This is a genomic window from Dactylosporangium sp. CA-139066, from assembly GCF_050936175.1.
In the GTDB taxonomy this organism is placed as follows: Bacteria; Actinomycetota; Actinomycetes; order Mycobacteriales; family Micromonosporaceae; genus Dactylosporangium.
Map to the genome: position 1 here is coordinate 3,684,697 of NZ_JBNJNH010000001.1, position 25,120 is coordinate 3,709,816.

Sequence of the window (25,120 nt, forward strand, 5' to 3'; positions counted from 1 at the left end):
CCGCGACGGTGCCGTTGGGCCCTGCCTGGCGGCACGGGGCGACCGTACGGTCGGGGCGTGACGTGAGGACACGATGAAGGAGGCCACAGATGAGCCGCTGGAACGTCGCGGACGTGATGACCGTGGGGGCGGTGTCGGTCCAGGAGGACACGCCGTTCAAGGAGATCGTCGACCTGCTCGAGGCGCACGGGGTGAACGCCGTGCCGGTGGTCGACGCGTTCGAGCGGGTGGTCGGGGTGGTCTCCTCCGCCGACCTCATGCCGAAGATCGAGTTCGCGGGCGAGGACGACCGGCCGCGGCTGTTCGAGAGCCGGCACACGCGGCAGGCCCGCGGCAAGGCGCACGCGACGGCCGCGGGGGAGCTCATGAGCGCGCCGGCCATCACCGTCATGGGCACGACGTCGCTCGTCGCGGCGGCCCGGGTCATGGAGTCGGCCGAGCTCAAGCGCCTGCCCGTGGTCGACGACCTGGGGCGGCTGATCGGCATGGTGACGCGGCGGGACCTGCTGAAGGTGTTCCTGCGCTCCGACGACGACATCCGCCGGGAGATCCGGCAGGAGGCGCTGCACGGGCTGGTCGGCGTCGAGGCGTCGCAGGTGCGCGTCGAGGTCGACGACGGCGTGGTGACGCTGCTGGGGCAGGTCGAGCACGCGGTGGTCATCCCGTCGGTGGTCCGCCAGGTCGAGCGGGTCGACGGCGTCGTGGACGTGGTCAGCCACCTGTCGGCGGTGATCGAGGACGAGCCGCGGCCATTCCGCCCGGCCGTCATGTTCTGAACACCCACGGGCCCGCGCCGCTCGTCGGCGAAGACGTCGAAGGCGGTGCCGTCGAAGCGGAACCGCCAGGGCTGGGTGTTGTGGATCGAGGGCGCGGCGGCGGCCGCTTTCAGGGCCGCGGCGGCCGCGCTGTCGGACAACCGCTCGTTCATGCGCCCAGCGTCGTCCGGCCGTCCACCCGGCGGCAGAGGCATTGGTCCCTCCGGGCCGGCCGCAACGGCCCGCGCGGTCGCGAGGTCCCGGTGCGGAGCGGACTTTCGCCCCTGGCGGGCCGGGCGTGCACGGAGCAGAGTGCCGCGGTACCAAGGAGGGAAACCCATGACGTCGTTACGACCGCTCGGCCGGGAACGCTGCCTGGAACTGCTGGCCTCGGTGCCGGTCGGCCGGGTGGTGTTCACACTGCGCGCGCTGCCCGCGATCCGGCCGGTGAACCATCTCGTCGACGGCGACACGATCGTGATCCGCAGCCGCCTCGCGACCAGCCTTGCGGCGTCGGCCACGACCGACGGTGCCGTGGTCGTCGCCTATGAGGCCGACGTGATCGACCTCGAGCGCCGCTCGGGCTGGACGGTGGTGGTCACCGGCGCCGCCCGGCTGGTCCTCGACGAGGCGCGGCTGGCCCGCTACGAGCGGGAGCTGGAGCCGTGGGTCGACGAGCCCATGAACTGCGTGATCGGCATCGACTGCGACCTGGTGACCGGGTACGAGCTCGCGCCGGCCGCGTAGGCGGTCCCGCCGGGACGGGACCTGCGGCCCGGGCGGCGCACGGTGCGCGGTGCCACGGTGAGGGCGACGGATACGGGGCAGCTGGCCCGCGGTATCGCCGCGGCGCTGACAGACACGGAAAGGGACGTGACGGCGGTGATCGACCGGTTGGTGAGCCGGGCCCTCGAGGCCCTGGACGAGTACGCCGGACTGGACCAGCAGCGCGTGGACCACATCGTGAAGAAGGCCTCCGTCGCCGCGCTGAGCCGGCACGGGCCGCTCGCGGAGCTGGCGATCGAGGAGACCGGCCGCGGCGTGTTCGAGGACAAGGCGGTCAAGAACGTCTTCGCCTCGGAGCACATCGCGCACAGCCTGGCCGGCCTGCGTACCGTCGGCGTGGTCGCCCGGGACGAGATCAACGGCATCGTCGAGATCGCCGAGCCGGTCGGCGTCGTGTGCGCCGTCACCCCGGTGACCAACCCGACCTCGACGACGGTGTTCAAGGCGCTCATCGCGCTGAAGACCCGCAACCCGGTCGTGTTCGCGTTCCACCCGTCGGCGCAGCGCTGCAGCGCCGAGGCGGCCCGCGTCGTGCGCGACGCCGCCGTGGCCGCCGGGGCACCACGCCACTGCATCCAGTGGATCGAGGAGCCGTCGATCGCGGCGACGCAGGCGCTGATGGCCCACCCCGGCGTGGCGGTCATCCTGGCCACCGGCGGCGCGGCCATGGTCCGCGCCGCGTACTCGGCCGGCAAGCCGGCCCTCGGCGTCGGCCCGGGCAACGTGCCCGCGTACGTCGACCGCACCGCCGACGTGGTCCGCGCCGTGCACGACATCGTGGTGTCCAAGACGTTCGACAACGGCATGATCTGCGCCTCCGAGCAGGCGGTGATCCTCGACGAGCCGATCGCCGAGGCGGCGCTGGAGCAGTTCGGGCGGCTGCACGCCCACGTGGCCACGGCCGAGGAGAAGAAGCGGCTGGAGGAGCTCGTCTTCGGCAAGGGCCGGCTCAACGCCGACGTCGTCGGGCGTTCGGCCGCGTGGATCGCGCAGGCCGCCGGCTTCGAGGTGCCGCCGGACACGTCCGTGCTGCTCGTGCCGTGCGACGAGGTCGGGCCGGCCGAGCCGCTCACCCGCGAGAAGCTGTGCCCGGTGCTCGCCGTGCTGCGCGCGGCCTCGCGCGAGGACGGCTTCGCGCTGGCCGAGCGGATGGTCGAGCTCGACGGCCTCGGCCACAGCGCCGCCATCCACGCCGCTGACGCGGCCGCCGCGGAGGAGTACGGGCGGCGGGTGAGGGCGGTGCGGATCATCTGGAACTCGCCCTCGTCCCAGGGCGGCATCGGCGACGTGTACAACGCCTTCGTGCCCTCGCTGACCCTCGGCTGCGGCAGCTACGGGCGCAACTCGGTGTCCGGCAACGTCTCGGCGCTCAACCTGCTCAACATCAAGCGGGTCGGGCGGCGCACCAACAACCTGCAGTGGTTCAAGATCCCGCCGAGAATCTACTTCGAGCCCAACGCGATCCGCTACCTCGCCGACATGCCGGACGTGCACCGGGTCACCATCGTCACCGACCCGACGATGACGCGGCTGGGGTACGTCGACCGCATCCGCGGCGCGCTGCGGCAGGGCCCCAACCCGGTCACGGTGCAGATCCTCGACAACGTGGAGCCGGAGCCGACGATGGCGACCGTCGAGCGCGGCGCCGAGCTCATGCGCGCGTTCCGGCCCGACACCATCATCGCGCTCGGCGGCGGCTCGCCGATGGACGCGGCGAAGGTGATGTGGCTGCTGTACGAGCACCCCGGCACCGAGTTCGCCGACATGCGCGAGAAGTTCTTCGACATTCGCAAGCGCGCCTTCACGTTCCCGACGCTGGGGCGCCTCGCCCGCCTGGTGTGCATCCCGACGACGTCGGGCACCGGCGCCGAGATCACGCCGTTCGCCGTCATCACCGACACCAGGACCGGGATGAAGTACCCCCTCGCCGACTACGCGCTGACCCCGAGCGTCGCGATCGTCGATCCGGTGCTCACCGCCGACCTGCCGCCGGCCGTCACCGCCGACAGCGGCTTCGACGCGCTGACGCACGCGATCGAGGCCTACGTCTCGGTGTACGCCAGCGACTACACCGACGGCCTGGCGCTGCACGCGATCCGGCTCGTGTTCGAGAACCTGCCCGCGGCCGTGCACCGCGGCGGCGCCGACCCGCGGGCCCGGGAGAAGATGCACAACGCGGGCACCATCGCCGGGATGGCGTTCGGCAACGCGTTCCTGGGCATCGTGCACGCGTGCGCGCACACGCTCGGGGCGACGTTCCACATCGCGCACGGGCGCACCAACGCGATCCTGCTGCCGCACGTCATCCGCCACAACGGCCGGGTGCCGGCGAAGCTGACGGCGTGGCCGAAGTACGAGCGCTATGTCGCGCCGGAACGGTTCCAGGACATCGCCCGGATGCTGGGCCTGCCCGCCGCCACCCCGCAGGAGGGCGTGGAGTCCTTCGCCGGCGCGGTCGAGCGGCTGCGCGCCGACGTCGGCATCGAGCCGTCCTTCCAGGCGGTGGGCGTCGACGAGCGGGCGTTCCTCGAGGCGCTGCCGCAGCAGGCGATGAACGCGTACCTCGACCAGTGCGCCCCGGCCAACCCGCGCCTGCCGATGCTGGCCGACCTGCGCGAACTCATGCGCGCCGCCTACTACGGCCGCGCGTGACGGCACCCGGGCCGCCGCGATCGCCGAGCACGGCACCGGCGGCCATGGGACCCTCGGCCCCGTGAGGTCGTGACGTCCGGCCCTGCCGGCGGGTGCGGGCGCGGCGGGATCCTGGATCCGGAGCAAGTGAGGCACGCCGCCGAGGGGAGCAGGTCATGGCACAGCCACCGCGCGCCGAAGTCGACCAGGTCGCCGAGGCGTCGCTCGCGGCCCTGCGCGCCCTTGCCGCGGGCGAGGCGCTGTCCGAGGTGTGGCTGACGCTGACGGCGCGCGGCCTGGCCGCCTCACCGATCTGCGAGGTGATCGAGGTGGACGCCGTGCGCGGCGCGCTGCGGCGCCTGCTCGGCGGCGTGAGCAGTCCGGCGATTGCGATGCGCATCGGGGTCCCCGTCGCCGAGACTGAACCTGTTCCGGCCGCCGCGCGGCGCTCCGGCACCGACGTGGTCCGGCTGCCGGGACAGCCGTGCATCGAATCATGACGCCTGCCGCGGCCCTCCGGGCCCGGGCGGTACCGAATCCGACGGAAGGAAACAGCGGTGACCACTGTCGCGGAACACCAGGTCGGTCAGCTCAGCGACGACGACGTCGCACGGCTCGACGCGTGGTGGCGGGCCGGCAACTACCTCACCATCGGACAGATCTATCTGCAGGCCAACCCGCTGCTGCGCCGCCCGCTCGAGCCGGGCGACATCAAGCCGCGGCTGCTGGGTCACTGGGGCACCAGCCCGGGCCTGTCGTTCATCTACGCCCACGTCTCCCGGCTCATCAAGCTCACCGGTCAGCAGGCGATCTACCTCGCCGGCCCCGGGCACGGCGGGCCGGCCCTCGTCGCCGCCGGTTACCTGGAGGGCACGTACAGCGAGATCTACCCCGCGGTCTCCCAGGACGAGGCCGGGATGCTGCGGCTGTTCCGGCAGTTCTCCAGCCCCGGCGGCATCCCCAGCCACGTCTCGGTGACCACGCCCGGCTCCATCCACGAGGGCGGCGAGCTCGGCTACGTGCTGGTGCACGCGTTCGGCTCCGTGATGGACAACCCCGACCTGCTCAGCATCGCCGTGGTGGGCGACGGCGAGGCCGAGACCGGCCCGCTGGAGGGCTCGTGGAAGGGCATCTCCTTCCTCAACCCGGCCCGCGACGGCGCCGTGCTGCCGATCCTGCACCTCAACGGCGCGAAGATCGCCGGTCCGACCGTGCTCGGGCGTAAGGACCCGACCGAGGTCCGCTCGCTGCTGGAGGGGCACGGCTACGACGTGCTCGAGGTGTCCGGCGACGACCTGCCGGGCATGCACCACCGCTTCGCCGAGACGCTCGCCCAGGCCTGGAGCAGGATCCGGGCGATCCAGCGGGCGGCCCGCGACGGCGCGTGGGACGGCACGCGCCCGCGCTGGCCGATGATCATCCTGCGGTCCCCGAAGGGCTGGACCGGCCCGGCCGAGGTCGACGGCGTGCAGGTGACCGGCACGTGGCGCTCGCACCAGGTGCCGCTGGCCGGCGTCAAGGAGAACCCGGAGCACCTGGCGCTGCTCGAGCAGTGGATGCGCTCCTACCGGCCGGAGGAGCTCTTCGACGAGCACGGCGTCCCGGTACCGCTGGTGCGCGACCTCGCCCCCGAGGGTGACCTGCGGATGAGCGCGAGCCCGCACGCCAACGGCGGCGTGCTCACGCAGGACCTGGACCTGCCGGACTTCCGCAAGTACGCCGTCGACGTGCCCGAGCCGGGCACCCGGCGCGCCGAGTCCACGCGCCGCCTCGGCGAACTGCTGCGCGACGTGTACCGCGACAACCCCGACCGCTTCCGCCTGTTCTGCCCCGACGAGACCAACAGCAACCGCCTCGGCGCGGTGTTCGAGGTCTCCGACCGCGCGTTCGCCGAGCGGGTCACCGCCGACGACGTGGCGATCTCCCGCGACGGGCGGGTCATGGAGGTGCTGTCGGAGCACAACTGCCACGGCTGGCTGGAGGGGTACAACCTCACGGGCCGCCACGGCATCTTCGCCACCTACGAGGCGTTCGCGATGGTGTCGGCGTCGCAGACGGTACAGCACGGAAAATGGCTGCAGGAGGCCAAGCGGCTGGCCTGGCGGGCGAAGGTCCCGAGCCTCAACGTGCTGCTCACCTCGACCGCGTGGCGCAACGACCACAACGGCTTCTCGCACCAGGGCCCGGGCCTGATCCAGGTCGTGCTGACGCAGCGCGGCGACGTGGCCCGCGTCTACCTGCCGCCGGACGCCAACTGCCTGCTGTCGGTCGCCGACCACTGCCTGCGCTCCCGCTCGTACATCAACCTGATCGTCATCGACAAGCAGCCGCAGCTGCAGTGGCTCGACATGGACACGGCGGCGGCCCACTGCGCCCGCGGCGCCGGGATCTGGGAGTGGGCCGGCACCGACGACGGCACCTCCGACCCCGACATCGTGCTCGCCTGCGCGGGTGACGTGGTGACGATGGAGACCGTGGCGGCGGCGCAGATCCTGCGGGAGCGGCTGCCGAAGTTCCGGGTGCGCGTCGTGAACGTCGTCGACCTGATGACGCTGCCGCGGCGCAAGGACCACCCGCACGGGATGAGCGAGACCCAGTTCACGGAGCTGTTCACCGACACCGTCGACGTCATCTTCGCCTTCCACGGCTACCCGGGCGCGATCCACCAGCTGGTGCACGGCCGGCCCGACGCCGACCGGTTCCGGGTGCGCGGGTTCATCGAGGAGGGCACGACCACGACGCCGTTCGACATGACGGTGCGCAACCGGGTCTCGCGGTACCACCTCGTGATCGACGCCATCAACAACGCCAAGCGGCTGCCGCCGGGCGCGACCGACCTCAAGGCGTGGTGCGAGCGCAAGCTGGCCGACCACGACACGTACGTGGTCGAGCACCTCGAGGACATGCCGGACGTGCGGGACTGGAGCCTGTGATGACCGTGACCGCGACCGAAGCGCTGGCCGCGGCGGCCGATGCCGCCCGGCTGGCGCCGTCGGTGCACAACACGCAACCATGGCGCTGGGTGGTCCGCGGGGATGCTTCGGAGCTTTATGCGGTACCGCAAAGGCAGCTTCTGGAGCAGGACCCCGACGGCCGCCTCATGACCCTCAGCTGCGGCGCGGCGCTGCACCACGCCCTCGTCGGCCTGGCCGCCGAGGGCTGGCAGGCCCGCGTGGAGCGCCCCGCCGGCGCGCCGCTGGCCGTCGTGCACGCGGTCGGCCGGTCCGACGCCGACCCGCACGCCATGCAGCGCATGCAGCTGCTGCGCGTGCGGCACACCGACCGGCGCGTGGTGAGCGACGAGCCGGTCCCGGAGGCCGTGCGCGAGGCGCTCACCGAAGCGGCCCGCGCCGCCGGCGCCCGCCTGCACGTGCTGAACCGCGACCAGGTGCTGCAGCTCGCCGTCATGATCGAGCACTCGGGCGAGGCGGAGCGGCACGACGAGCGGATGCGGGCCGAGACGGAGGCCTGGGTGGGCGGTGACCGCCCCGGCGGCACGGGCCTGCCCGACGCCGTCATCCCGTCCGAGCTGCCGCTCACCACCGTCGCCGAGCGCGACTTCGGCGTCTCCGGCACGCTGGCGGCCGGCGCGGGCCACGACACCGCCGCGTCGTACGCCATCCTGTACGGCGACGGCGACGAGCCGGCCGACTGGCTGCGGGCGGGCGAGGCCCTGTCGCAGCTGTGGCTGACCGCCACCGAGCACGGCGCGGCGGTACTGCCCCTGAGCAGCCCGGTGGAGCTGGACTTCACGCGGCAGGCCCTGCGGCGGATGCTCGGCGAGCTCGGCTACCCGTACCTGGTCCTGCGGCTCGGGACCGCCGACCCGGACCACGCCGGGCCGCCGCACACCCCGCGGCTGCCGGCCGACGAGGTCATCGCGGTCGAGCCCCCCGACGCGTGACCGGCGCGGCCGCCGATCCCCGGATCGGCGGCCGCCTCTGCGCGGACGCTGCGCTCAAGCCCGACGCGGGCGGCGCAGCCACAGCAACGCCGAAGCCGCGGCGGCCGAGACGCACGAGCCCGCCAGGACGGCCAGGCGGGCGTGGTCGTCGGCGGGGGTGCCGGCGCCGAAGGCCAGCTCGGCGATGAGCAGGGCGACCGTGAAGCCGATGCCGGACAGCAGCCCGACGATGACCACGCCCCACCAGCCCAGGCCGGCCGGCAGCGGGGCACCGGTCGCGCGGCGCACGAGCCACACGGCGGCCAGCACGCCGAGCGGCTTGCCGGCGACGAGGCCGGCGACCACGCCGGCGGTCACCGGGTCGCGGGCGGCGGCGCCGAGCGAACCGGCGCCGGCCAGCGGCACGCCGGCGGCGAAGAACGCGAACACGGGCACCGCGAAGCCGGCCGACACGGGGCGCCAGCGGTGCTCGAGCCGGTCGGCGACGGCCTCGCCGCCCGGTTCGTGGCGGTGGACCGGAACGGTGGCGGCGAGCAGCACGCCGGCCACCGTTGCGTGGACGCCCGAGGCGTGCACGAGCAGCCACACCGCCGCGGCGGCCGCGGCCGTGAGCGCGCCGAGGAACCGGCGGGAGTGGCGCAGGAGCCAGGCGAAGGCGGCCAGCGGTACCAGGGACAGCAGCAGCGGCAGCGGGGCCAGGGCGGCCGTGTAGTACACCGCGATGACGGTGATGGCCAGCAGGTCGTCGACGACCGCCAGGGTGAGCAGGAACGTGCGCAGCGCCGTCGGCAGGCCCGAACCCGCGACGGCCAGGACGGCCAGCGCGAACGCGATGTCGGTGGCCGTCGGGACCGCCCAGCCGCGCAGGTCGCCGGCCGGGGCGCGGGCGTTCACCGCGACGTACAGCACCGCGGGCGCCGCCATGCCGCCGACGGCCGCGGCCACCGGCATCAGCGCGTGCCGCCGGTCGCGCAGGTCGCCGGCGACGAGCTCGCGCTTGAGCTCGAGGCCGGCGACGAAGAAGAAGATCGCGAGCAGGCCGTCGGCGGCCCACTCGGCCACCGTCAGCCGCAGGTGCCACACGCCGGGGCCGACGTGGCTGTCGGCGAGGCGGCGGTACGCGGCCGACCAGGGCGAGTTCGCCCAGATCAGGCCGGCGGCCGCGGCGGCCAGCAGGAGCAGGCCGCCGACGGTCTCAGTGCGCAGGAGCTCGGCGATTCGCCCGGCCGCCGGCAGCGCGCCGCTCGGCCGGCCGGCGTTACCGGGCATCGCGACCCCCTCCGGGAAAGTGGCGGCAGCAACCTTCCCGCAGCGCGTCAGGGCATGCGCAGCCGGCTCTTGCGGCGCTGGAACTCCTCGTCGTCGATCTCGCCGCGCGCGTAGCGCTCGGCCAGGATCGCGCCCGCGTCGTCGCGGTGGGCCGGCGGGCCGGGGCGGCGCAGCGCCCAGAGCACGGCCGCGGCCGCGCCGAGGAGCAGCAGCAGGGTGAGCAGGGCGCCGTCGAACATGAAGCCCTGCATGCCGTAGTGGTGCCACATCATGGCAACCTCCTCGTGTCCCCCGCGGGCCGGTCCGGTGGACTACCGGTACGCCCGCGCGTGGTCGTCCTGGCGGTCGAGGCGCACCTGGAGCCGGTCCTGCAGCAGGTCCAGGGCCTCGTACGGCGTGTCGGCGCACGCCTCGGCGTGCAGGACCCGGCCGTTGAGGTCGATCTCGGCGCGTGCCTTCACCGGGCGCTCGGCCGCCGGGTTGGCGGTGCGGTCCAGCCGGACACGGGCGAACAGCACCGGCCGGGCAGTGTGCCCGAGGACCGCGCTGACCTTGTCGCGGGCGTACCGCTGCACCGCGGGCTCCATGCCGGGCTGCAGCTGCACGTTGACTTCGACCTCGTCGTGCGTGCGGGACATCGTCGTCGTCCTTTCGCCGGGCCGGACGGTGAGATCCGGCCGCCTGAGATCATTTGATCTCCGCCGCGGGGGTTGCTCCAGGGTCTTCGGTCCCGCCCGGGCGGACCGAGGTCCCGGCCCCGGCACCCGGGCGATCGCGCGCACGAGGCTATGCGGCCTTGCGCTGGTGCACGATGAGCACCGGGCACTCGGCGTGGTGCATGAGCTGCTGGCCGACCGAGCCGAGCAGCAGGCCGGCGAACCCGCCGTGGCCGCGGCTGCCGACGACGACGAGCTGGGCGGTGTGCGACACGCCGACCAGCACCTTGGCCGCGCGGCCGGCGGCGACCAGGGCCTCGACCTTGACGTCCGGGTACTTCAGCACCCAACCGGCCAGCGACGCGGTCAGCGCGGCCCGCTCGTGCGCCTCGAGGTCGGCGAGCGGGACCGCCGGCTGCGGCGGCGTCGCGTGGGCGCGGATCGCCACGAGCTCGGTGCCGCGGGTGCGGGCCGCCTCGAAGGCCATCGCGAGCGCGGCGTCGCTGGACGGCGAGCCGTCGACGCCGACGACGACGGGACCGTCGGTGGCCGCCGAACGGCCGCGCACGACGGCGACCGGGACGGGCGAGTGGGTGGCGACCTGCTGGCTGACCGAGCCCATGAGCAGGTTGGCCAGGCCGCCGGCGCCGCGGCTGCCGACGACGACCAGCCGGGCCCCGGCCTCGGCGATCTCGAGCAGGGTCGCCGCGCCCATGCCCTCGACGGCCGTGCCGAAGACGTCGACGCCGGTGCCGCGCTCGCGCACACGATCGACGATCTCGGCGACGCACTGCTCGGCGGACTCGCGGGCGGCCTCGAACTGCTCGGCCGCGACGGCGTAGTACGCCCCCGGCCAGGTGATCTGGTACGCGTCCACGATCTGCAGCTGGGCGCCGGTGCGCTCGGCCTCGGCGGCGGCCCAGTCGACCGCCCAGCGGGCCTCGTCCGAGCCGTCGTAGCCGACGACGATCCGCTGCGCACTGATGTTGGCGTTCATCCCGTCCTCCTCGGGTGGGCTTCTGGCCTCAGCATTGATCGAGCGGCATCGACTCGGCAGAGGACATCGGCGCAACCGGCCGGGACCTAGGTCCCGCCGGGCGCTCTGCCGCCGCCGCGGCCTTCACCCGGCGCGACCCGTTGCCGGGCGGACCGCGACGGTGCGAGCCCGTCGGCGGTCACCGCGTGTCGGAGCCTTCGGCGGTGACCGCGCTGCGGCCCGCCTCCAGGCGCGCGACCGGCACCCGGAACGGCGAGCAGGACACGTAGTCCAGGCCCGCCTCGGCGAAGAACCGGATGGACGCGGGGTCGCCGCCGTGCTCGCCGCAGACGCCGATGTGCAGGTCCGGGCGGGCGGCGCGGCCCTCGTCGACCGCGATGCGGATGAGCCGGCCCACGCCGTCGCGGTCGATCGACTCGAACGGCGAGACGCCGAAGATGCCGAGGTCGAGGTACCGCGTGAAGAACGCCCCTTCGACGTCGTCGCGCGAGAACCCCCAGCCCATCTGGGTCAGGTCGTTGGTGCCGAAGGAGAAGAAGTCGGCGGCGCGGGCGATCTCGCCGGCGGTCAGCGCGGCCCGCGGCACCTCGATCATCGTGCCGATGCGGGCGTCGACGCCGATCTCGTCGAGGAGGCGTTGTGCCTCGTCGCGGACGGCCTCAAGCTCCTGCACCGCGCCGACGAGCGGCACCATGATCTCGGCCCGGGCGCCCGGGACCGCGGCCGCCGCCTCGGCGATCGCCCGCACCTGCATCGCGAACAGGCCGGGGACGACCAGGCCGAGGCGCACCCCGCGCAGGCCCAGCATCGGGTTCTCCTCGTGCATGCGGTGCACGGCGTCGAGCAGCTCCCGGTCGTGGCCAGGGTTCTCGCCGCGCTCCTCGGCGCGGGCGACCTTCACCGCGAGCTCCTCCAGCGGGGGCAGGAACTCGTGCAGCGGCGGGTCGATGAGCCGGATCGTGACCGGCAGCCCGGCCATCGCCCGGAACAGCTCGACGAAGTCGTTGCGCTGCAACGGCAGCAGGTCGGCCAGGGCGGCGTCGCGCCGCGCGGCGGAGCGGGCCAGGATGAGCCGCTCGACGAAGACGCGGCGCTCGCCGAGGAACATGTGCTCGGTGCGGCACAGGCCGATGCCCTGCGCGCCCAAGCGCCGGGCCCGGGCGGCGTCCTCGGCGGTGTCGGCGTTGGCGCGCACGGCCAGCCGTCGGCGCTTGTCGGCGTGGGTGAGCAGCCGGTCGACGGCGCGGATCAGCGGGTCGGAACCGGGGGCCGGCTCGCCCTCGAAGTGGCGCACCACGGGCGAGGGCTGGACGGGGACCTCGCCGAGGTACACCCGGCCGCTCGTGCCGTCGATGGAGATGACGTCGCCCTCGGACACGACGTGCCCGTCCACGGTGAACCGTCCCGTGCGGAGGTCGACGTCAAGGCCGGAGGCCCCGCAGACGCACGGCTTGCCCATGCCACGGGCCACGACGGCCGCGTGCGAGGTCTTGCCGCCGCGGCTGGTCAGGATGCCCTGCGCGGCGATCATGCCCGGCAGGTCGTCCGGGTTGGTCTCCTGGCGCACCAGGATCACGGGTGCGTCCGCGTCGGCCGCGCGGCGGGCGTCGAAGACGGCGGCGCCGACGGCCGCGCCCGGCGAGGCCGCGACGCCGGCGGCGATGGGCCGGGCGCCGTGCGAGAGGTCGAACGCCGGGAACATCAGCTGGGCCAGCTGGGCGCCGTTCACCCGGGTCAGTGCCTCGTCGAGGTCGATGACGCCCTCGTCGACGAGGTGGGTGGCGATGACGAACGCGGCGGCCGCGGTGCGCTTGCCGACGCGGGTCTGCAGCATCCACAGCTTGCCGCGCTCGATGGTGAACTCGATGTCGCACAGGTCCTTGTAGTGCTCCTCGAGCGTGGCCATGATCGACATGAGCTCGTCGTAGCTGTGCTTGTCGCGGGCCTCGAGGTCCTGCAGCGGCATGGTGTTGCGGATGCCGGCGACGACGTCCTCGCCCTGGGCGTTGGCCAGGTAGTCGCCGTAGACGCCGCGCTCGCCGGTGGCGGGGTCGCGGGTGAAGGCGACGCCGGTGCCGGAGTCGGCGCCGAGGTTGCCGAAGACCATCGCGACGACGTTGACGGCGGTGCCGAGGTCGGCGGGGATGCGCTCCTGCCGGCGGTACAGCACCGCCCGCTCGGAGTTCCAGGAGCCGAACACGGCGCGCACCGCCTGGTCGAGCTGCTCGCGCGGGTCCTGCGGGAACTGCTCGCCGGTGCGCTCGCGGAACACGCGAAGGTAGCGCATCGTCAGCTCGCGCGGGGACTCGTCGCCGGCGGCCTCGAAGGCCTCCGCCGGGATGTTGCGGACCGTCCGGCCGAACATCTGCACGAGGCGGCGGTAGCAGTCCCACGCGAAGCGCTCGTCGCCGGTGCGGGCGGCGAGACCGGCGACGGTGGCATCGGTCAGGCCGACGTTGAGGATCGTCTCCATCATGCCCGGCATCGAGTACTTGGCGCCGGACCGGACCGAGACCAGCAGGTCGCCGAGGCGGCGGCCGGCCCGCCGCTCCAGCCGCTCCAGGTGCAGGCCGATCTCGTCGGCCAGGCCGTAGGGCTCGCGGCCGGTGCGCAGGTACGCCCGGCACGCATCCGTCGTGATCGTGAAGCCGGGCGGCACCGGCAGGCCCAGGCGGGCCATCTCGGCGAGGTTGCCGCCCTTGCCGCCGAGCAGGTCGTTGAGCTTGCCGCTGCCCTCGGCGAAGTCGTAGACGTACTTGGTCATCGCACACCTCCACAGGGGTCCGCGGCCGACGCTAGGACGGTCGCGGGCGCCCGGTCAGGGTCGATGGGCTCCCACCGCCGGGCCGAGCGGCGTCAGCGGGGCGTCCATCGGCTGCTCCACCACGTACCTCCCTCGGCGTCTACAACGAGCGTAGAGCCCGGGAGCGGGCGCGGACGTCCCGCGGGCAAGGGACCTCCGGCCCTGCCCGTCCGCGGTGGCCCGGACGACGCTAGGGGCATGACCACCGTGAGCATTCCCGTTGACACCGAACTCGCCGCCTGGCGCGGCTTTCAGGGCGGGGGGTGGCGCGACGAGGTCGACGTGGCCGGCTTCGTGCGCGCGAACGCCCGGCCGTACGAGGGCGACGGGGACTTCCTCGCCGGCCCGACCGAGCGGACCCGGCACGTCTGGGCGCGGCTGAGCGCGATGTTCCCGGCCGAGCGCGAGCGCGGCGTGTACGACGTCGACGCGCGCACGCCGGCGTCCATCACCGCGCACGCGCCGGGGTACATCGACCGCGACCGGGAGCTCATCGTCGGGCTGCAGACGGACGCGCCGCTGCGCCGGGCCATCATGCCCTTCGGCGGGCTGCGCATGGTGGAGAACGGGCTGCGGGCCTATGGCTATGAGCTCGACCCGCTCGTCAGGGAGATCTTCACGCGGTACCGCAAAACCCACAACGACGCCGTGTTCGACGCCTACACGCCGCGGATCCTCGCCGCGCGCAAGGCCGGCGTCATCACCGGCCTGCCCGACGCCTACGGCCGCGGCCGGATCATCGGCGACTACCGGCGGGTGGCGCTCTACGGCGCCGACTTTCTCGTCGAGGCCAAGCGCCGCGAGAAGGCGTCGCTGGACCACCACGCCGCGACGCCGGACGTGGTGCGTGACCGCGAGGAGCTGGCCGAGCAGCTGCGGGCGCTGCGTGAGCTCAAGGCGATGGCGGCCTCGTACGGGTACGACATCTCGAAACCGGCCGCGACCGCGCGCGAGGCGATCCAGTGGCTGTACTTCGGCTATCTCGCCGCCACCAAGGAGCAGAACGGCGCCGCGATGTCGCTCGGGCGCACCTCGACGTTCCTCGACGTGTACCTTGAGCGCGACCTCGACGAGGGCACGCTGAGCGAGGCGCAGGCCCAGGAGCTCGTCGACGACTTCGTCATCAAGCTGCGCATCATCCGGTTCCTGCGCACGCCCGAGTACGACCAGCTGTTCTCCGGCGACCCGACGTGGGTCACCGAGTCGATCGGCGGGATGGGCGCCGACGGGCGCACCCTGGTCACCCGCACGTCGTACCGCTACCTGCAGACGCTGTACAACCTCGGTCCGGCGCCCGAGCCGAACCTGACGGTGCTGTGGTCGCCGTCGCTGCCCGCGCCGTTCAAGCGCTTCTGCGCCCAGGTGTCGCTCGACACCAGCGCGATCCAGTACGAGAACGACGACCTGCTGCGCGGCCACGGCGACGACGACACGGCGATCGCGTGCTGCGTCTCGGCGATGCGGGTCGGCAAGGACATGCAGTTCTTCGGCGCCCGCGTCAACGTGGCCAAGGCGCTGCTGTACGCCATCAACGGCGGCCGCGACGAGATGTCGGGCGTGCAGGTCGCCCCGCCCAGCCCGCCGGTCACCGGCGAGGTGCTCGACTACGACACCGTCCTGGCGGCGTTCGACCGCACGCTGGACTGGCTGGCCCGCACCTACGTCGACGCGCTGAACATCATCCACTACATGCACGACAAGTACGCCTACGAGCGCATCGAGATGGCCCTGCACGACTACCCGGTGCGCCGCTTCCTGGCGTGCGGGATCGCGGGCCTGTCGGTGGCCGTGGACAGCCTCGCCGCCATCCGCCACGCGACGGTACGGCCGGTGCGCGACGACACCGGCCTGGTCGTGGACTACGCCGTGGAGGGGGAGTACCCCGCGTACGGCAACGGCGACGACCGCGCCGACTCCATCGCGGTGTGGCTGGTCGAGACGTTCATGGAGAAGGTGCGCGACAACCCCAGCTACCGCGGCGCGATCCACACGCAGTCGGTGCTCACCATCACCTCCAACGTGGTGTACGGCAAGCACACCGGCAACACCCCGGACGGCCGGCGGGCGGGCGAGCCGTTCGCGCCGGGCGCCAACCCGATGAACGGCCGGGACGTGCACGGCATGGCGGCCTCGGCGCTGTCGGTGGCGAAGCTGCCGTACGCCGCCGCCCGCGACGGCATCTCGCTCACCAGCACGGTGACGCCGGACGGGCTCGGCCGCACCCCGGGGGAGCGGGCCGCCAACCTGGCCGGCATCCTCGACGCCTACATGGGCGCGGGCGGCTTCCACATGAACGTCAACGTGCTGGACCGGGCGACGCTGCTGGACGCGATGGAGCACCCGGAACGCCACCCGCAGCTGACGATCCGCGTCTCCGGCTACGCCGTGAACTTCGTGCGGCTCACCCCGGAGCAGCAGCGCGACGTCATCGGCCGCACCTTCCACGGCGCGAGATGAACGCCGACGTCCCGGGCCGTCTGCACTCGTGGGACCTCTCCACGGGCGTGGACGGCCCGGGCACCCGGTTCGTGGCGTTCCTGGCCGGCTGCCCGCTGCGCTGCCTGTACTGCCAGAACCCGGACACCTGGCACATGCGCGACGGCGAGCGCACCACCGCCGGCGCCGTGCTGGCCACCGCCTCCGGCTTCGCGGGCTTCGTGCGCACCGCCGGCGGCGGCCTGACCGTCAGCGGGGGCGAGCCCCTGCTGCAGCCGGCGTTCACCCGGGCGCTGTTGCGCGGGGCCAGGGAGCTGGGCCTGCACACGGCGCTGGACACCTCGGGCGCGCTCGGCGCCCGGGCCGACGACGCGCTGCTGGACGCCACCGATCTGGTGCTGCTCGACATCAAGTCGTGGGACCCGGCCCGCTACCGGCGGCTCACCGGCGGTGAGATCGCACCGACCCTGGCCTTCGCCCGCCGGCTGTCCCTCCGCGGTACCGCGGTGTGGCTGCGCTACGTCCTGGTGCCGGGCGTCACCGACGACCCCGGCGACGTCGACGGCGTCGCGTCGTTCGCCGCCGGGCTGGGCAACGTCGAGCGCGTCGACGTGCTGCCATTCCACCGGCTCGGCGCGGCGAAGTACGACCGGCTCGGCATCCCGTTCCCGCTGCGCGACACGGCGCCGCCGGACGCCGACCTGGTCGAGCGCGTCCGCGACCGGTTCACGTCCGCGGGCCTCGCGGTCTGTTGACCGCCGACGTACCTGAACGCGGCCCAGTGCACCGGATGCTCGTGACCGTCCGAAGTGGATGGTGCTGGCTCCCGCGGTACGGCGTCACGCAGCGGGGCTCGCTCGGGCGGCGTGTCGCGCAGCCACTGCTGGGCCGCCCGCAGCGCGGTCGCGGGCGAGCGGCCCTCGGCCGGCCGGAGCTGGTCGAAGCGGCGCATCAGCAGGGCGGTGCCGGCGTCCTACACCGGCCAGGTCCGGCTCGTGCTCGCAGGTCCCGTCGCACCGCAGCAGCCGGGTCGCCGCCTCGTTCCCGGCGCCGGCCCGCATCGGGTGCGTCTCGGGCAGCTGGGCGGCCGGTTCGGCCCACGCCCGGGCCGACCGGCGCAGGGCCATGGCCGGAAACGACGACGCCGATCGGCCGATGTCTCATCGGCCGATCGGCGTGCTGTCCGTTCAGGCGCTGGCGAGCTCGCCGGTCGCCGGCTCGGGAACCGCGAAGCCCTCGCTGCGCGGGGTGCGGGCCGCGTGGAGCAGGCCGGCGGCGCCGAGCAGGAACAGCAGGCCGGCGGCGAGGTAGGCGACGAGCGCGGCCTGGCCGGCCTTGGCGCCGAACTCGCTGAAGCCGTACGAGGTCAGCAGCAGGCCGCGCAGGGTCTCGCCCTTGAAGACGGTCTCGCGCTGGGCGGTGACGTCGGTCAGCTGCTTCTGCAGGTCGGCGGCGGCCGGGTCGTTGGCCTGCTGGGCGGCGGTGACCTTCGCCTTGAGGTCGGTCTGCACGTCGCCGAGCTGGGCGTACGTCTTGCCGCCGGCGATCGACTGCAGGTGCAGGCCGATGAACTCGTTGGCGTAGCACTCGGCCTGCTTGCCGCTGTTGAGCTGCTGGCCGGCGTACTTCACCAGGCACGCGGACTGCTTCTCCTCGGCGGTCAGCGTGTCCGCCGTCTTGAACGTGATCTGCTGCTGGCTGAGCTGGCTCTTGACATAGTCGTTGGCGAAGTTCGCGTTGCTGGTCAGGACCAGGCCGGCGATCAGCAGGAGCCCGGCCAGGATCACCAGGCCCAGGCCGACGATGACGTCGAGCGTCTTGCGCTTCATGGGTGCCCTCCGGGGCTCGGGTGTTGCATCGATGTCCGACGCAAGAAGCGTGCCGGTCGGCGCGGGTGGTGCGGCAGGGCTGAACCACCCGCATCGGTGGGGACCGAAGTCCCGCAGCGGCCGGGACTTCGGTTGCCCGGCACGGGGCTACGCCGGCGGTCGCGGTCCCGGTGCAACGCGGGACCTTCGCCCCTGACCACGGCCACCCCGGGCGCGGCACCGTTGGAAGGAGGAACCCGTCCCGATCGTCGAGGAGCCCGCCATGGTGGCGATCCAGTACACCGACTCCGGCCCGGCCGTGCGCGTCGGTGCCGCGGGCAGCGCCCTGGCGCGGGCCGCCCTCGCCGCCATGGACGCGCCGTCGGTCCACGACGCCCGGCCGTGGCGCTGGCGCATCGACGGCGACCGGGCGGAGCTGCGCGCCGACCGGGCCGGCTGGCTGCCCGACGACCCCGACGGCCGGCTGGTGACGGTGAGCGGCGGCGCCGCGCTGCACCACGCGACGGTCGCGCTCGCCGGGGACGGCGTCGGGGTCGCGGTGCGTCGCCTGCCGGACGCGGCCCAGCCGGATCTGCTCGCGATCGTGCACCACACGGGCCCGGCCGAGCGCCCGGCGCGGGCGCTGCGCCTGCACCGGGCCATCGCGCTGCGCCACAGCGACCGGCGCGCCCCGACCGACGGGCTGGTTTCCGGCGCGACCGTCGAGTCGCTGCGGGAGGCCGCCGAGGGTGCCGGGGCGGCGCTCTGGCCGCTTGGCCCCCGCCCGACGCGGTTCGCGATCGCCGCCGGTGGCGACGGGCCGCACGCCTGGCTCGCCGCGGGGGAGGCGCTCTCGGCGGTGCTGCTCACCGCGGCCGCCGAGGGGCTGGCCACGTCGGTCGAGCGGTTCCTGACCGCGCCCGAGGCGGCCGGATCGGCCGCCTGGCTGCCCGCCGGGGCCGGCGTGGCGGCGGTCGTCGTCGGCATCGCGCCGGCCGGGCGGATCGGTGTCCCGAAGGGAGGACAGCCATGACCTGGAACCGGGAGACCTTCATTGCCACGGTCGGCGACGCCGTGTGGGCGCCGTCGATCCACAACACCCAGCCGTGGCGGTTCCGGCGTACCGCGCAGAGTGTGGACGTCCTCGCCGATGCCGGCCGCGCGCTGCCGGCCTGCGACCCGCACGGACGTGCCGCCCGGGTCTCGTGCGGGGCCGCCGCCTACAACCTGCGGCTGGCCCTGGCCGCGGCGGGCGAGCCGGCGGAGTACACCTTCGGGCGCGACGACGTGCTGGTGCACCTGACGCCCGGCCCGCCCCGGCCCGCCACGCCCACCGAGGTGCGGCTGCACCGGCAGATCCTGCGGCGGCACACCAACCGCTTCCCGTTCGCCGACCGGCCGGTCGAGCCCGGGGTCATCGCCGTACTCGCCGCGGGGGCCGGGGAGGAGGGCGGATGGCTCGAGTTCATGTCGGGCGAGCAGGAGCTGTACGAGGTGGCCGCGCTCGTCCGCAGCGCGGACGCGCAGCTGAGCGCGGACCCCGCCTACGTGGCCGAGCTGCGCGCCTGGAGCAGCGGCGCCGACGAGCGGGTCGAGGGCGTCGGCGCCGCGGCGGCCGGACCCGCGCCGCACCCGGCCGAGGTGCTGACCCGCCGCGACTTCGGCGGCCCCGAGCGGGACGCGACCCGCGACCCGGCCCGGACGCCGCTCGTGGCCGTCCTCGGCGCGTACGGCGACGGCCCGGCCGACGAGGTCCGGGCCGGCATGGTGCTGCAGCGGGTGCTGCTCGCCGCCGCCGACCTGGGCCTGGCCGCGGGGATGTTCTCGCAGCCGATCGAGGTGCCGCCGATACGGGAACGGCTGCGCCGCCTGCTGGGCCGCCCGGACCTGCCGCAGCTGGTGCTGCGCTTCGGGTACGCGCCGACGACCTGCTACACCAACCGCCGCCCGGTCGCCGACGTCATCGAGCTCTGATCCGCCGCCGGGCCGTCGACGGTCGTCGCGTCGAGGATCCGGCGTGCGTCGCGCTCGACGAGCACCGGGACGAAGGCGTGGACGTCGGCGGTCGAGTAGCGCTGCACGAGGCGGGCGACGATCCGCCGGACCGTCTCCGGGTCGCGCCGGCCCGCGTAGCGCTGGATCAGGCGCTCGGTGGCGTGCTCGATCGCGTGCGCCTCGACGATGGTCTTCTGCTGAGTGGCGAGCATGGTCGGCTCCTTCGGCGAGATCCTTCGATCACGAGCATCGACCGGCGGCACCGGGTGCGAACAGGGGCGTGCGGCCCGGACGGTTCGGGTCTTCCGCCTCACGCGCGCGGCGGCGCCGGGTGCGACGGTGAGGACGAGGGTGAATGGAGGTACGACGATGCGACAGTCACGAAACCTGCACCCGGTCCTGCTCGGCCTCGCCGTCGCCGCGGTCGGCGCCGGCCTGAGCGGCGCGCTGGCCCGGCTGACCGCACGCTCGACGGCGGCATCGCGACCAGCGGGAAGGGGCCGATGACCATGCATGCACTGGTGGTGCGCGACGTGATGACGAAGACGCCCGTCACCGTCTCGCCGGACCTGGGGTACAAGCAGATCGCCGACCTGCTCATCGAGTTCGGCGTCAGCGCCGTGCCGGTCGTCGGCGGCGACCGCCGCGTGCTGGGCGTGGTGTCCGAGGCCGACCTGCTGCACAAGGTCGAGTACAACGGCGCCGACGTGCACGCCGGGCTGTTCGAGCGGCGGCGCACCCGGCGGGCCAAGGAGAAGGCGACCGGCGAGACCGCGGCCGAGCTCATGACGAGCCCGGCGGTCACGGTGCCGGCGACGGCGACGCTCACGGCGGCGGCGCGGCTCATGGAGCAGCACGACGTCAAGCGGCTGCCGGTCGTCGACGACGAGGGCAACCTCGCCGGCATCGTCTCCCGGCGCGACCTGCTGCGCCGGTACCTGCGCACCGACGAGGACATCCGCGGCGACGTCATCGACGGCGTGCTGCTCGGCGTGCTGTGGCTCGACCCGGTCGAGGTCGAGGTGGCGGTCGCCGGCGGGCACGTGACCCTGACCGGCAAGGTCGACCGCCGCAGTACGGCGCAGATCGCGGCCCGGCTCGTGCGGGCCCTCGACGGCGTCGTCGGCCTCACCGACGAGCTGGAGTGGGGCTTCGACGACACGACGCTGCAGCACCGCTACACGTTCGACGTGTGAGCCTCGAGGGAGTCGACATGGCCGGACGCCGGATCGTCGCCGGGTACGACGGAACCGCCGGGTCGCAGGCCGCCGTGCGGCTGGCCGCCGCCGAGGCGGGCGAGGGCGGCGCGTTGCGGATCGTGCACGCGCGGCTGGAGCGGCCGGCGTATGCGCTGCTGCGGCCGCCGGGCGTGGTCCGCTCGGCGGACGAGGAGGCCCGGCGGCTCGTGGACGGCGTCCGCGGGCTGGTGCGCCGGGAGCATCCGGAGCTGAACGTGCGGGCCGTCGTCTCCACGGCCGGCGCCGGCGCGGCGCTGGTCCGTGTGGCCCGCGGAGCCGACCTGCTGATCGTCGGGCGGAGCGGGACCGGCCCGGCCGGCGTCTCGGCGCACGTGCTGCGGTGGGCCTCCTGCCCGGTCACGGTGGTCGGCGCGGGTGTCGCGCCGACGTGGGACCCGGGGCGGCCGGTCGTGCTCGGCTACGGCGCGGGCGCGCACGCCGCGGCCGCGGTGCCGCACGCGTTCCGCGCCGCCCAGGCGCGCGGCGCCGGGCTGCGTGTGTGTCACGTGCGGGGGCCGGACGACGACGGGCGGGCGCCCGACGCCGAGGTGCGGCGGGAGGTCAGCGAGGCGCTGGCCGGCTGGCGGGCCGCGTTTCCCGACGTTGCGGTGGCCGTCGACGTGCTGGCCGGGATCGACCCGGCGGCTCGGCTGCTCGACGCGGCGGCCGGGGCGGCGCTGCTCGTGGTCGGCGATCACGGTTCCGGGCGGGCCGGCGTCCTCGTCCGCAACGCCGACTGCCCGGTGACCGTCGTCGCGTGATCAGGCCGTGTGATCAGGCGCGGGGTCGGGCCGGCCGGTGCCGGCGACGATCCCGATCGCGGCGAGCGCGCAGGCCCCGCCGATCGCCGTCAGCGTGGCGGTGTAGCCCGCGGCGGCGGCGAGCGCGGCCGCGCCCAGCGGGGCGGCGGCCTTGGCGAGGGTGACCGGGGTGTTGAGGGTGCCGGCGATGGTCGCGTACGCGGTGGTGCCGTAGCGCTCGGCGAGCAGCGCGGGCGAGGCGAGGGAGGCGACGCCGAACCCGAGGCCGAAGGCGACCACCCCGGCGGCCGCGCCGGCCCGCTCGCCCGCGATCAGCGGCAGCGCGGCCGCGGCGACGGCCTGGACGGCGAAGATCCCGGCGACGACGGTGGTGAGCGGCCGGCGCCGCCCCGCCCCGGTGAGCAGCAGCCGCCCGGTCACCGACAGCACGCCGAGCAGACCGGCCACGGCGGCCGCGAACGTGGCCGGGTGGCCGCGGCTGACCAGGAACCCGACGAGGTGGACGGTCATCGCGCTCATCGCCGCACTGTGCGCGACGAACGCGACGGCGAGGCACCAGAACCGGCCGTCCCGGCGGGCCGCCCGCACCGCCGCCGCCCGCTCGGCAGGGCCCGGGCGGGGCCGGTCGCCGGCCCGGGTGGGTGGCCGGCGGACGACGGCGGCGTGCAGCGGCACGGCGGCCGAGGCATACAGCGCGGCGAGGACCAGCAGCGCCGGGCGCCAGCCGTACCGGTGCTCGAGCAGGGCGGTGAGGGGCATGAAGATGGTGGAGGCGAACCCGGCCACGACGATCATCGCCAGGATCGCCCGGGGCCGCCGGTCGGCGTCGAACCAGGAGACGATGACGGCGGTGGCCGCGTCGTACAGCGCCATGGCCATCGCCCCGCCGAGCCCGGCGAAGACGAGGTACAGCTGCCACACCGCCCCGACCCGCGACCAGGCCACGAGCAGCAGCGCGCCGGCGATCGCGCCGCCCGTCATGAGCGCCCGGCCGCCGTGGCGGTCCAGCCACCGGCCGACCGGGATCGCGGCGGCCGCCCACGCCAGGACGGCGACGGTGAGCGCGCCGGTGACCGCGGCCGGGCCGGTGTGCAGGTCCGCCGCCATCGGGTGGAGCAGCACGGCGAAGGGGTAGTAGAGGCAGCCGTACCCGACCGTCTGGGTGACGGCGAACGCGGCGACGATCCGCCGCCCGTTCGACTCCGCGGTCACCGCCGCTGCGGCGTCCATCGGCCGCGCGGTCAGCCGCAGCAGGCGTCGCCGGACGGCTGCGGCCCGCCCGAGCCGGCGAGCGGCAGCAGGGTCAGCGCGGTGGTGACCGGAGCCGGGCCGCAGCAGCCGCCGCCGGTGACGGTGGTCGCGTCGAGGGGGACGTTGCTGCTGCACACGCCGGTCTCCGGCAGGTCGAGCCGCACGTCGCGGGCGGCGGCCCAGTCCCCGGCCAGCGCCGCGACGACGGAGCGGGCCTGCTCGTAGCCGGTGGCGAGCAGGAACGTCGGCGCCCGCCCGTAGGACTTGCCGCCGACGGCGTAGTAGCCGGGCTCGGGGTGGGCGAGCTCGTCGACGCCGTGCGGCGGGACGGTGCCGCAGGAGTGCCGGTCCGGGTCGATGAGCGGGGCCAGCGCCCGGGTGCAGCCGAGGTCGGGGTCCAGGTCGAGGCGCAGCCCGCCGCCGATGGTGTGGTCGGCCCGGAACCCGGTCGCCGACACGATCCGGTCGGCGGTGATCTCCCGGCTGCCGTCGGCGGCGCTCACCCGGCCGTCCGCGGTGGCGGTCAGGGCCCGGACGGTGAAGCCGGTGACCAGCTCGACGGTGCCGGCCTCGACGTGCTCGCGCAGCCGGGTGCCGATCGCGCCGCGGGCCGGCAGCGCGTCGGCGGCCCCGCCTCCGTACGTGCGGGCCGGGCTGGACGAGCGGATCGCCCACACCACGGACGTGCCCGGCGCCCGCGTGGCGAGCTCGGCCAGGAGCAGCAGCGTGTTGGCGGCGGAGTGCCCGGCCCCGACGACCAGGGTCCGCCGGCCGGCGAACCGGTCGCGGTCGGCGCCGAGCACGTCGGGCAGCGCCGGCTCGATGCCGGCGGCGACGCCGTCCTCGCCGGAGGCGCCGAGCCCGTTCGGCGTGTTCCAGGTGCCGGAGGCGTCGATCACGGCCCGGGCGGGCACGTCTTCGCCGCCGTCGAGGCGGACGAGGAAGGGCGCGGTGTCGCCGCCGGGCCGGGTGATCGCCCGGACGCGGGCGCCGTAGCGCACGTGCGGCTTCAGCGACGGTACGTCGGCGAGGGGCTGCAGGTAGTCGCCGGCGAGCTGCGCGCCGGTCGGCAGGACCTCCGGGTCGGGCTCGACCCAGCCGGCGCCGGCCAGGAGGCGGCGGGCGGCGGCGTCGACGTTGTACCGCCAGGGCGAGAACAGCCGGACGTGGCCCCACCGGCGGATCGCGGCGGCCGGCCGGTCGCCGGCCTCGAGGTCGGTGAACGCGATGCCGCGCTCGGCGAGGTGCGCGGCGGCGGCCAGGCCGACCGGCCCGGCGCCGATGACGACGACCGGCAGGCCGTCGAGCTGGCTGGTCATATGTCTGTGGTCCCTTTCGCGTTACATGACGTGAGGGCTGCGGCGTTCGACGAGGACGACGTCGCGCCAGCGGTCGCCGTGCCCGGCGTGGCGCCCGACGCGCTCGCGGGTGCCGACGATGCGGAACCCGGCGGCGCGGTGCAGGGCGAGGCTGGCGGTGTTCTCCGGGAACACGCCGGACTGGATGGTCCAGATGCCGGCCGCCTCGGTGGAGGCGATGAGCGCGGCGAGCAGCGCCCGCCCGATCCCGCGGCCCTGCGCGGCGGGGTCGACGTACACGGAGTGCTCGACGACGCCGGCGTAGACCGCCCGGGTCGAGGTGGGGGAGACGGCGACCCAGCCGCGGACGGCGCCGTCGTCGTCGACGGCGACGAAGCGGTGCTCGGGCAGCCGCGCCGCGTCGAACGCCGCCCAGTCCGGCGCGGTGTGCTCGAAGCTGGCGTTGCCTTCGTCCATCCCTGCCTGGTAGATGGCCAGCACCTGCTCGGCGTCGGCGGCGGTCATCGGCCGG

At 74.6% G+C, this 25,120-nt stretch carries 23 protein-coding genes and 1 pseudogene; 13 read left to right on the top strand and 11 right to left on the bottom strand.

Features of this window, described 5'->3' with window-relative positions; all coding sequences use genetic code 11:
• Positions 1-89 precede the first annotated feature (89 nt).
• From ACQEVU_RS16830 to ACQEVU_RS16855, 6 genes are all read left to right on the top strand, one after another.
• Positions 90-776, top strand: coding sequence for a CBS domain-containing protein (locus ACQEVU_RS16830; protein ID WP_433324428.1), 687 nt, complete (start codon positions 90-92; stop codon positions 774-776).
• Positions 777-1,094: 318 nt separating this feature from the next.
• Positions 1,095-1,502, top strand: a complete 408-nt coding sequence (locus ACQEVU_RS16835) for a pyridoxamine 5'-phosphate oxidase family protein (RefSeq protein ID WP_433324430.1) — start codon at positions 1,095-1,097, stop codon at positions 1,500-1,502.
• Between the two features lie 57 nt (positions 1,503-1,559).
• On the top strand, positions 1,560-4,193 hold the full coding sequence (gene adhE / locus ACQEVU_RS16840; protein ID WP_433324432.1) for a bifunctional acetaldehyde-CoA/alcohol dehydrogenase: 2,634 nt from the start codon (positions 1,560-1,562) through the stop codon (positions 4,191-4,193).
• Positions 4,194-4,348: 155 nt separating this feature from the next.
• On the top strand, positions 4,349-4,672 hold the full coding sequence (locus ACQEVU_RS16845; protein WP_433324434.1) for a hypothetical protein: 324 nt from the start codon (positions 4,349-4,351) through the stop codon (positions 4,670-4,672).
• Positions 4,673-4,729: 57 nt separating this feature from the next.
• Entirely contained in the window at positions 4,730-7,105 is a 2,376-nt protein-coding gene (locus tag ACQEVU_RS16850) for a phosphoketolase family protein (protein ID WP_433324436.1), read from the top strand.
• Positions 7,105-8,076, top strand: coding sequence for an Acg family FMN-binding oxidoreductase (locus ACQEVU_RS16855; protein WP_433324438.1), 972 nt, complete (start codon positions 7,105-7,107; stop codon positions 8,074-8,076). Before ACQEVU_RS16850 ends, ACQEVU_RS16855 begins: the two co-directional genes overlap by 1 nt.
• Positions 8,077-8,130: 54 nt before the next feature.
• Here the strand turns inward: ACQEVU_RS16855 and nhaA are convergent, their stop codons facing one another.
• The 5 genes from nhaA to ppdK form a co-directional block, all read right to left on the bottom strand.
• Entirely contained in the window at positions 8,131-9,345 is a 1,215-nt protein-coding gene (gene nhaA, locus ACQEVU_RS16860; protein WP_433324440.1) for a Na+/H+ antiporter NhaA, read from the bottom strand.
• A 47-nt stretch (positions 9,346-9,392) separates the two neighbouring features.
• Complete coding sequence (locus tag ACQEVU_RS16865) at positions 9,393-9,617, bottom strand: SHOCT domain-containing protein (RefSeq protein WP_433324442.1); 225 nt, start codon at positions 9,615-9,617, stop codon at positions 9,393-9,395.
• Positions 9,618-9,656: 39 nt separating this feature from the next.
• Positions 9,657-9,983, bottom strand: a complete 327-nt coding sequence (locus ACQEVU_RS16870; RefSeq protein WP_433324444.1) for an HPF/RaiA family ribosome-associated protein — start codon at positions 9,981-9,983, stop codon at positions 9,657-9,659.
• A 148-nt stretch (positions 9,984-10,131) separates the two neighbouring features.
• Positions 10,132-10,998 carry a universal stress protein gene (locus ACQEVU_RS16875; protein WP_433324446.1) on the bottom strand — a complete coding sequence of 289 codons (867 nt, stop codon included), beginning with the start codon at positions 10,996-10,998 and terminating at the stop codon, positions 10,132-10,134.
• 178 nt (positions 10,999-11,176) lie between these two features.
• Entirely contained in the window at positions 11,177-13,762 is a 2,586-nt protein-coding gene (gene ppdK / locus ACQEVU_RS16880) for a pyruvate, phosphate dikinase (RefSeq protein WP_433324448.1), read from the bottom strand.
• Between the two features lie 237 nt (positions 13,763-13,999).
• Between ppdK and pflB the strand changes: the two genes are divergently transcribed.
• Together pflB and pflA are read left to right on the top strand one after the other, a co-directional pair.
• On the top strand, positions 14,000-16,258 hold the full coding sequence (pflB, locus tag ACQEVU_RS16885; RefSeq protein ID WP_433324450.1) for a formate C-acetyltransferase: 2,259 nt from the start codon (positions 14,000-14,002) through the stop codon (positions 16,256-16,258).
• A complete protein-coding gene (gene pflA / locus ACQEVU_RS16890; protein WP_433324452.1) occupies positions 16,255-16,992 on the top strand; it encodes a pyruvate formate-lyase-activating protein in 738 nt (245 codons plus the stop codon). The genes pflB and pflA overlap by 4 nt, the downstream gene beginning before the upstream one ends.
• 14 nt (positions 16,993-17,006) lie before the next feature.
• Here the strand turns inward: pflA and ACQEVU_RS16895 are convergent.
• Positions 17,007-17,198, bottom strand: a pseudogene (locus ACQEVU_RS16895) (CHAT domain-containing protein); the annotation flags it as partial.
• 226 nt (positions 17,199-17,424) lie between these two features.
• Complete coding sequence (locus ACQEVU_RS16900; RefSeq protein WP_433324454.1) at positions 17,425-18,066, bottom strand: hypothetical protein; 642 nt, start codon at positions 18,064-18,066, stop codon at positions 17,425-17,427.
• 262 nt (positions 18,067-18,328) lie between these two features.
• Between ACQEVU_RS16900 and ACQEVU_RS16905 the strand changes: the two genes are divergently transcribed.
• The gene (locus tag ACQEVU_RS16905; protein ID WP_433324456.1) at positions 18,329-19,078 is read left to right on the top strand and encodes a hypothetical protein; all 750 of its coding nucleotides are present in this window, start codon (positions 18,329-18,331) and stop codon (positions 19,076-19,078) included.
• Positions 19,075-20,019, top strand: coding sequence for an Acg family FMN-binding oxidoreductase (locus tag ACQEVU_RS16910; RefSeq protein WP_433324458.1), 945 nt, complete (start codon positions 19,075-19,077; stop codon positions 20,017-20,019). Before ACQEVU_RS16905 ends, ACQEVU_RS16910 begins: the two co-directional genes overlap by 4 nt.
• Here the strand turns inward: ACQEVU_RS16910 and ACQEVU_RS16915 are convergent.
• A complete protein-coding gene (locus ACQEVU_RS16915; protein WP_433324460.1) occupies positions 19,977-20,252 on the bottom strand; it encodes a three-helix bundle dimerization domain-containing protein in 276 nt (91 codons plus the stop codon). The two genes, ACQEVU_RS16910 and ACQEVU_RS16915, sit on opposite strands and share 43 nt — an antisense overlap.
• A 157-nt stretch (positions 20,253-20,409) precedes the next feature.
• Here ACQEVU_RS16915 and ACQEVU_RS16920 point away from each other — a divergent pair, with 157 nt between their 5' ends.
• From ACQEVU_RS16920 to ACQEVU_RS16930, 3 genes are read left to right on the top strand one after another with little or no spacing between them, the layout of a single operon-like run.
• The gene (locus tag ACQEVU_RS16920) at positions 20,410-20,547 is read left to right on the top strand and encodes a hypothetical protein (RefSeq protein ID WP_433324462.1); all 138 of its coding nucleotides are present in this window, start codon (positions 20,410-20,412) and stop codon (positions 20,545-20,547) included.
• On the top strand, positions 20,544-21,236 hold the full coding sequence (locus tag ACQEVU_RS16925) for a CBS domain-containing protein (protein ID WP_433324464.1): 693 nt from the start codon (positions 20,544-20,546) through the stop codon (positions 21,234-21,236). Before ACQEVU_RS16920 ends, ACQEVU_RS16925 begins: the two co-directional genes overlap by 4 nt.
• A complete protein-coding gene (locus tag ACQEVU_RS16930; RefSeq protein WP_433324466.1) occupies positions 21,233-22,039 on the top strand; it encodes a universal stress protein in 807 nt (268 codons plus the stop codon). The genes ACQEVU_RS16925 and ACQEVU_RS16930 overlap by 4 nt, the downstream gene beginning before the upstream one ends.
• On the opposite strand, the gene ACQEVU_RS16935 is transcribed toward ACQEVU_RS16930, so the two are convergent.
• The 3 genes from ACQEVU_RS16935 to ACQEVU_RS16945 are packed head-to-tail and all read right to left on the bottom strand — an operon-like array spanning position 22,040 to position 25,113.
• Complete coding sequence (locus ACQEVU_RS16935) at positions 22,040-23,269, bottom strand: MFS transporter (RefSeq protein WP_433324468.1); 1,230 nt, start codon at positions 23,267-23,269, stop codon at positions 22,040-22,042.
• Positions 23,270-23,280: 11 nt separating this feature from the next.
• Entirely contained in the window at positions 23,281-24,609 is a 1,329-nt protein-coding gene (locus tag ACQEVU_RS16940) for an NAD(P)-binding domain-containing protein (RefSeq protein WP_433324470.1), read from the bottom strand.
• Positions 24,610-24,630: 21 nt separating this feature from the next.
• Entirely contained in the window at positions 24,631-25,113 is a 483-nt protein-coding gene (locus ACQEVU_RS16945; RefSeq protein WP_433324472.1) for an N-acetyltransferase family protein, read from the bottom strand.
• Positions 25,114-25,120 lie beyond the last annotated feature (7 nt).

What these genes read in the sequence shown, in the direction of transcription:
- ACQEVU_RS16830 (WP_433324428.1), top strand. Translation starts at nt 90, where the DNA reads ATGAGCCGCTGGAACGTCGCGGACGTGATGACCGTGGGGGCGGTGTCG.
- ACQEVU_RS16835 (WP_433324430.1), top strand. Translation starts at nt 1,095, where the DNA reads ATGACGTCGTTACGACCGCTCGGCCGGGAACGCTGCCTGGAACTGCTG.
- ACQEVU_RS16845 (WP_433324434.1), top strand. Translation starts at nt 4,349, where the DNA reads ATGGCACAGCCACCGCGCGCCGAAGTCGACCAGGTCGCCGAGGCGTCG.
- ACQEVU_RS16855 (WP_433324438.1), top strand. Translation starts at nt 7,105, where the DNA reads ATGACCGTGACCGCGACCGAAGCGCTGGCCGCGGCGGCCGATGCCGCC.
- nhaA (WP_433324440.1), bottom strand. Translation starts at nt 9,345, where the DNA reads ATGCCCGGTAACGCCGGCCGGCCGAGCGGCGCGCTGCCGGCGGCCGGG.
- ACQEVU_RS16865 (WP_433324442.1), bottom strand. Translation starts at nt 9,617, where the DNA reads ATGATGTGGCACCACTACGGCATGCAGGGCTTCATGTTCGACGGCGCC.
- ACQEVU_RS16870 (WP_433324444.1), bottom strand. Translation starts at nt 9,983, where the DNA reads ATGTCCCGCACGCACGACGAGGTCGAAGTCAACGTGCAGCTGCAGCCC.
- ACQEVU_RS16875 (WP_433324446.1), bottom strand. Translation starts at nt 10,998, where the DNA reads ATGAACGCCAACATCAGTGCGCAGCGGATCGTCGTCGGCTACGACGGC.
- ppdK (WP_433324448.1), bottom strand. Translation starts at nt 13,762, where the DNA reads ATGACCAAGTACGTCTACGACTTCGCCGAGGGCAGCGGCAAGCTCAAC.
- pflB (WP_433324450.1), top strand. Translation starts at nt 14,000, where the DNA reads ATGACCACCGTGAGCATTCCCGTTGACACCGAACTCGCCGCCTGGCGC.
- pflA (WP_433324452.1), top strand. Translation starts at nt 16,255, where the DNA reads ATGAACGCCGACGTCCCGGGCCGTCTGCACTCGTGGGACCTCTCCACG.
- ACQEVU_RS16900 (WP_433324454.1), bottom strand. Translation starts at nt 18,066, where the DNA reads ATGAAGCGCAAGACGCTCGACGTCATCGTCGGCCTGGGCCTGGTGATC.
- ACQEVU_RS16905 (WP_433324456.1), top strand. Translation starts at nt 18,329, where the DNA reads ATGGTGGCGATCCAGTACACCGACTCCGGCCCGGCCGTGCGCGTCGGT.
- ACQEVU_RS16910 (WP_433324458.1), top strand. Translation starts at nt 19,075, where the DNA reads ATGACCTGGAACCGGGAGACCTTCATTGCCACGGTCGGCGACGCCGTG.
- ACQEVU_RS16915 (WP_433324460.1), bottom strand. Translation starts at nt 20,252, where the DNA reads ATGCTCGCCACTCAGCAGAAGACCATCGTCGAGGCGCACGCGATCGAG.
- ACQEVU_RS16920 (WP_433324462.1), top strand. Translation starts at nt 20,410, where the DNA reads ATGCGACAGTCACGAAACCTGCACCCGGTCCTGCTCGGCCTCGCCGTC.
- ACQEVU_RS16925 (WP_433324464.1), top strand. Translation starts at nt 20,544, where the DNA reads ATGACCATGCATGCACTGGTGGTGCGCGACGTGATGACGAAGACGCCC.
- ACQEVU_RS16935 (WP_433324468.1), bottom strand. Translation starts at nt 23,269, where the DNA reads ATGGACGCCGCAGCGGCGGTGACCGCGGAGTCGAACGGGCGGCGGATC.
- ACQEVU_RS16940 (WP_433324470.1), bottom strand. Translation starts at nt 24,609, where the DNA reads ATGACCAGCCAGCTCGACGGCCTGCCGGTCGTCGTCATCGGCGCCGGG.
- ACQEVU_RS16945 (WP_433324472.1), bottom strand. Translation starts at nt 25,113, where the DNA reads ATGACCGCCGCCGACGCCGAGCAGGTGCTGGCCATCTACCAGGCAGGG.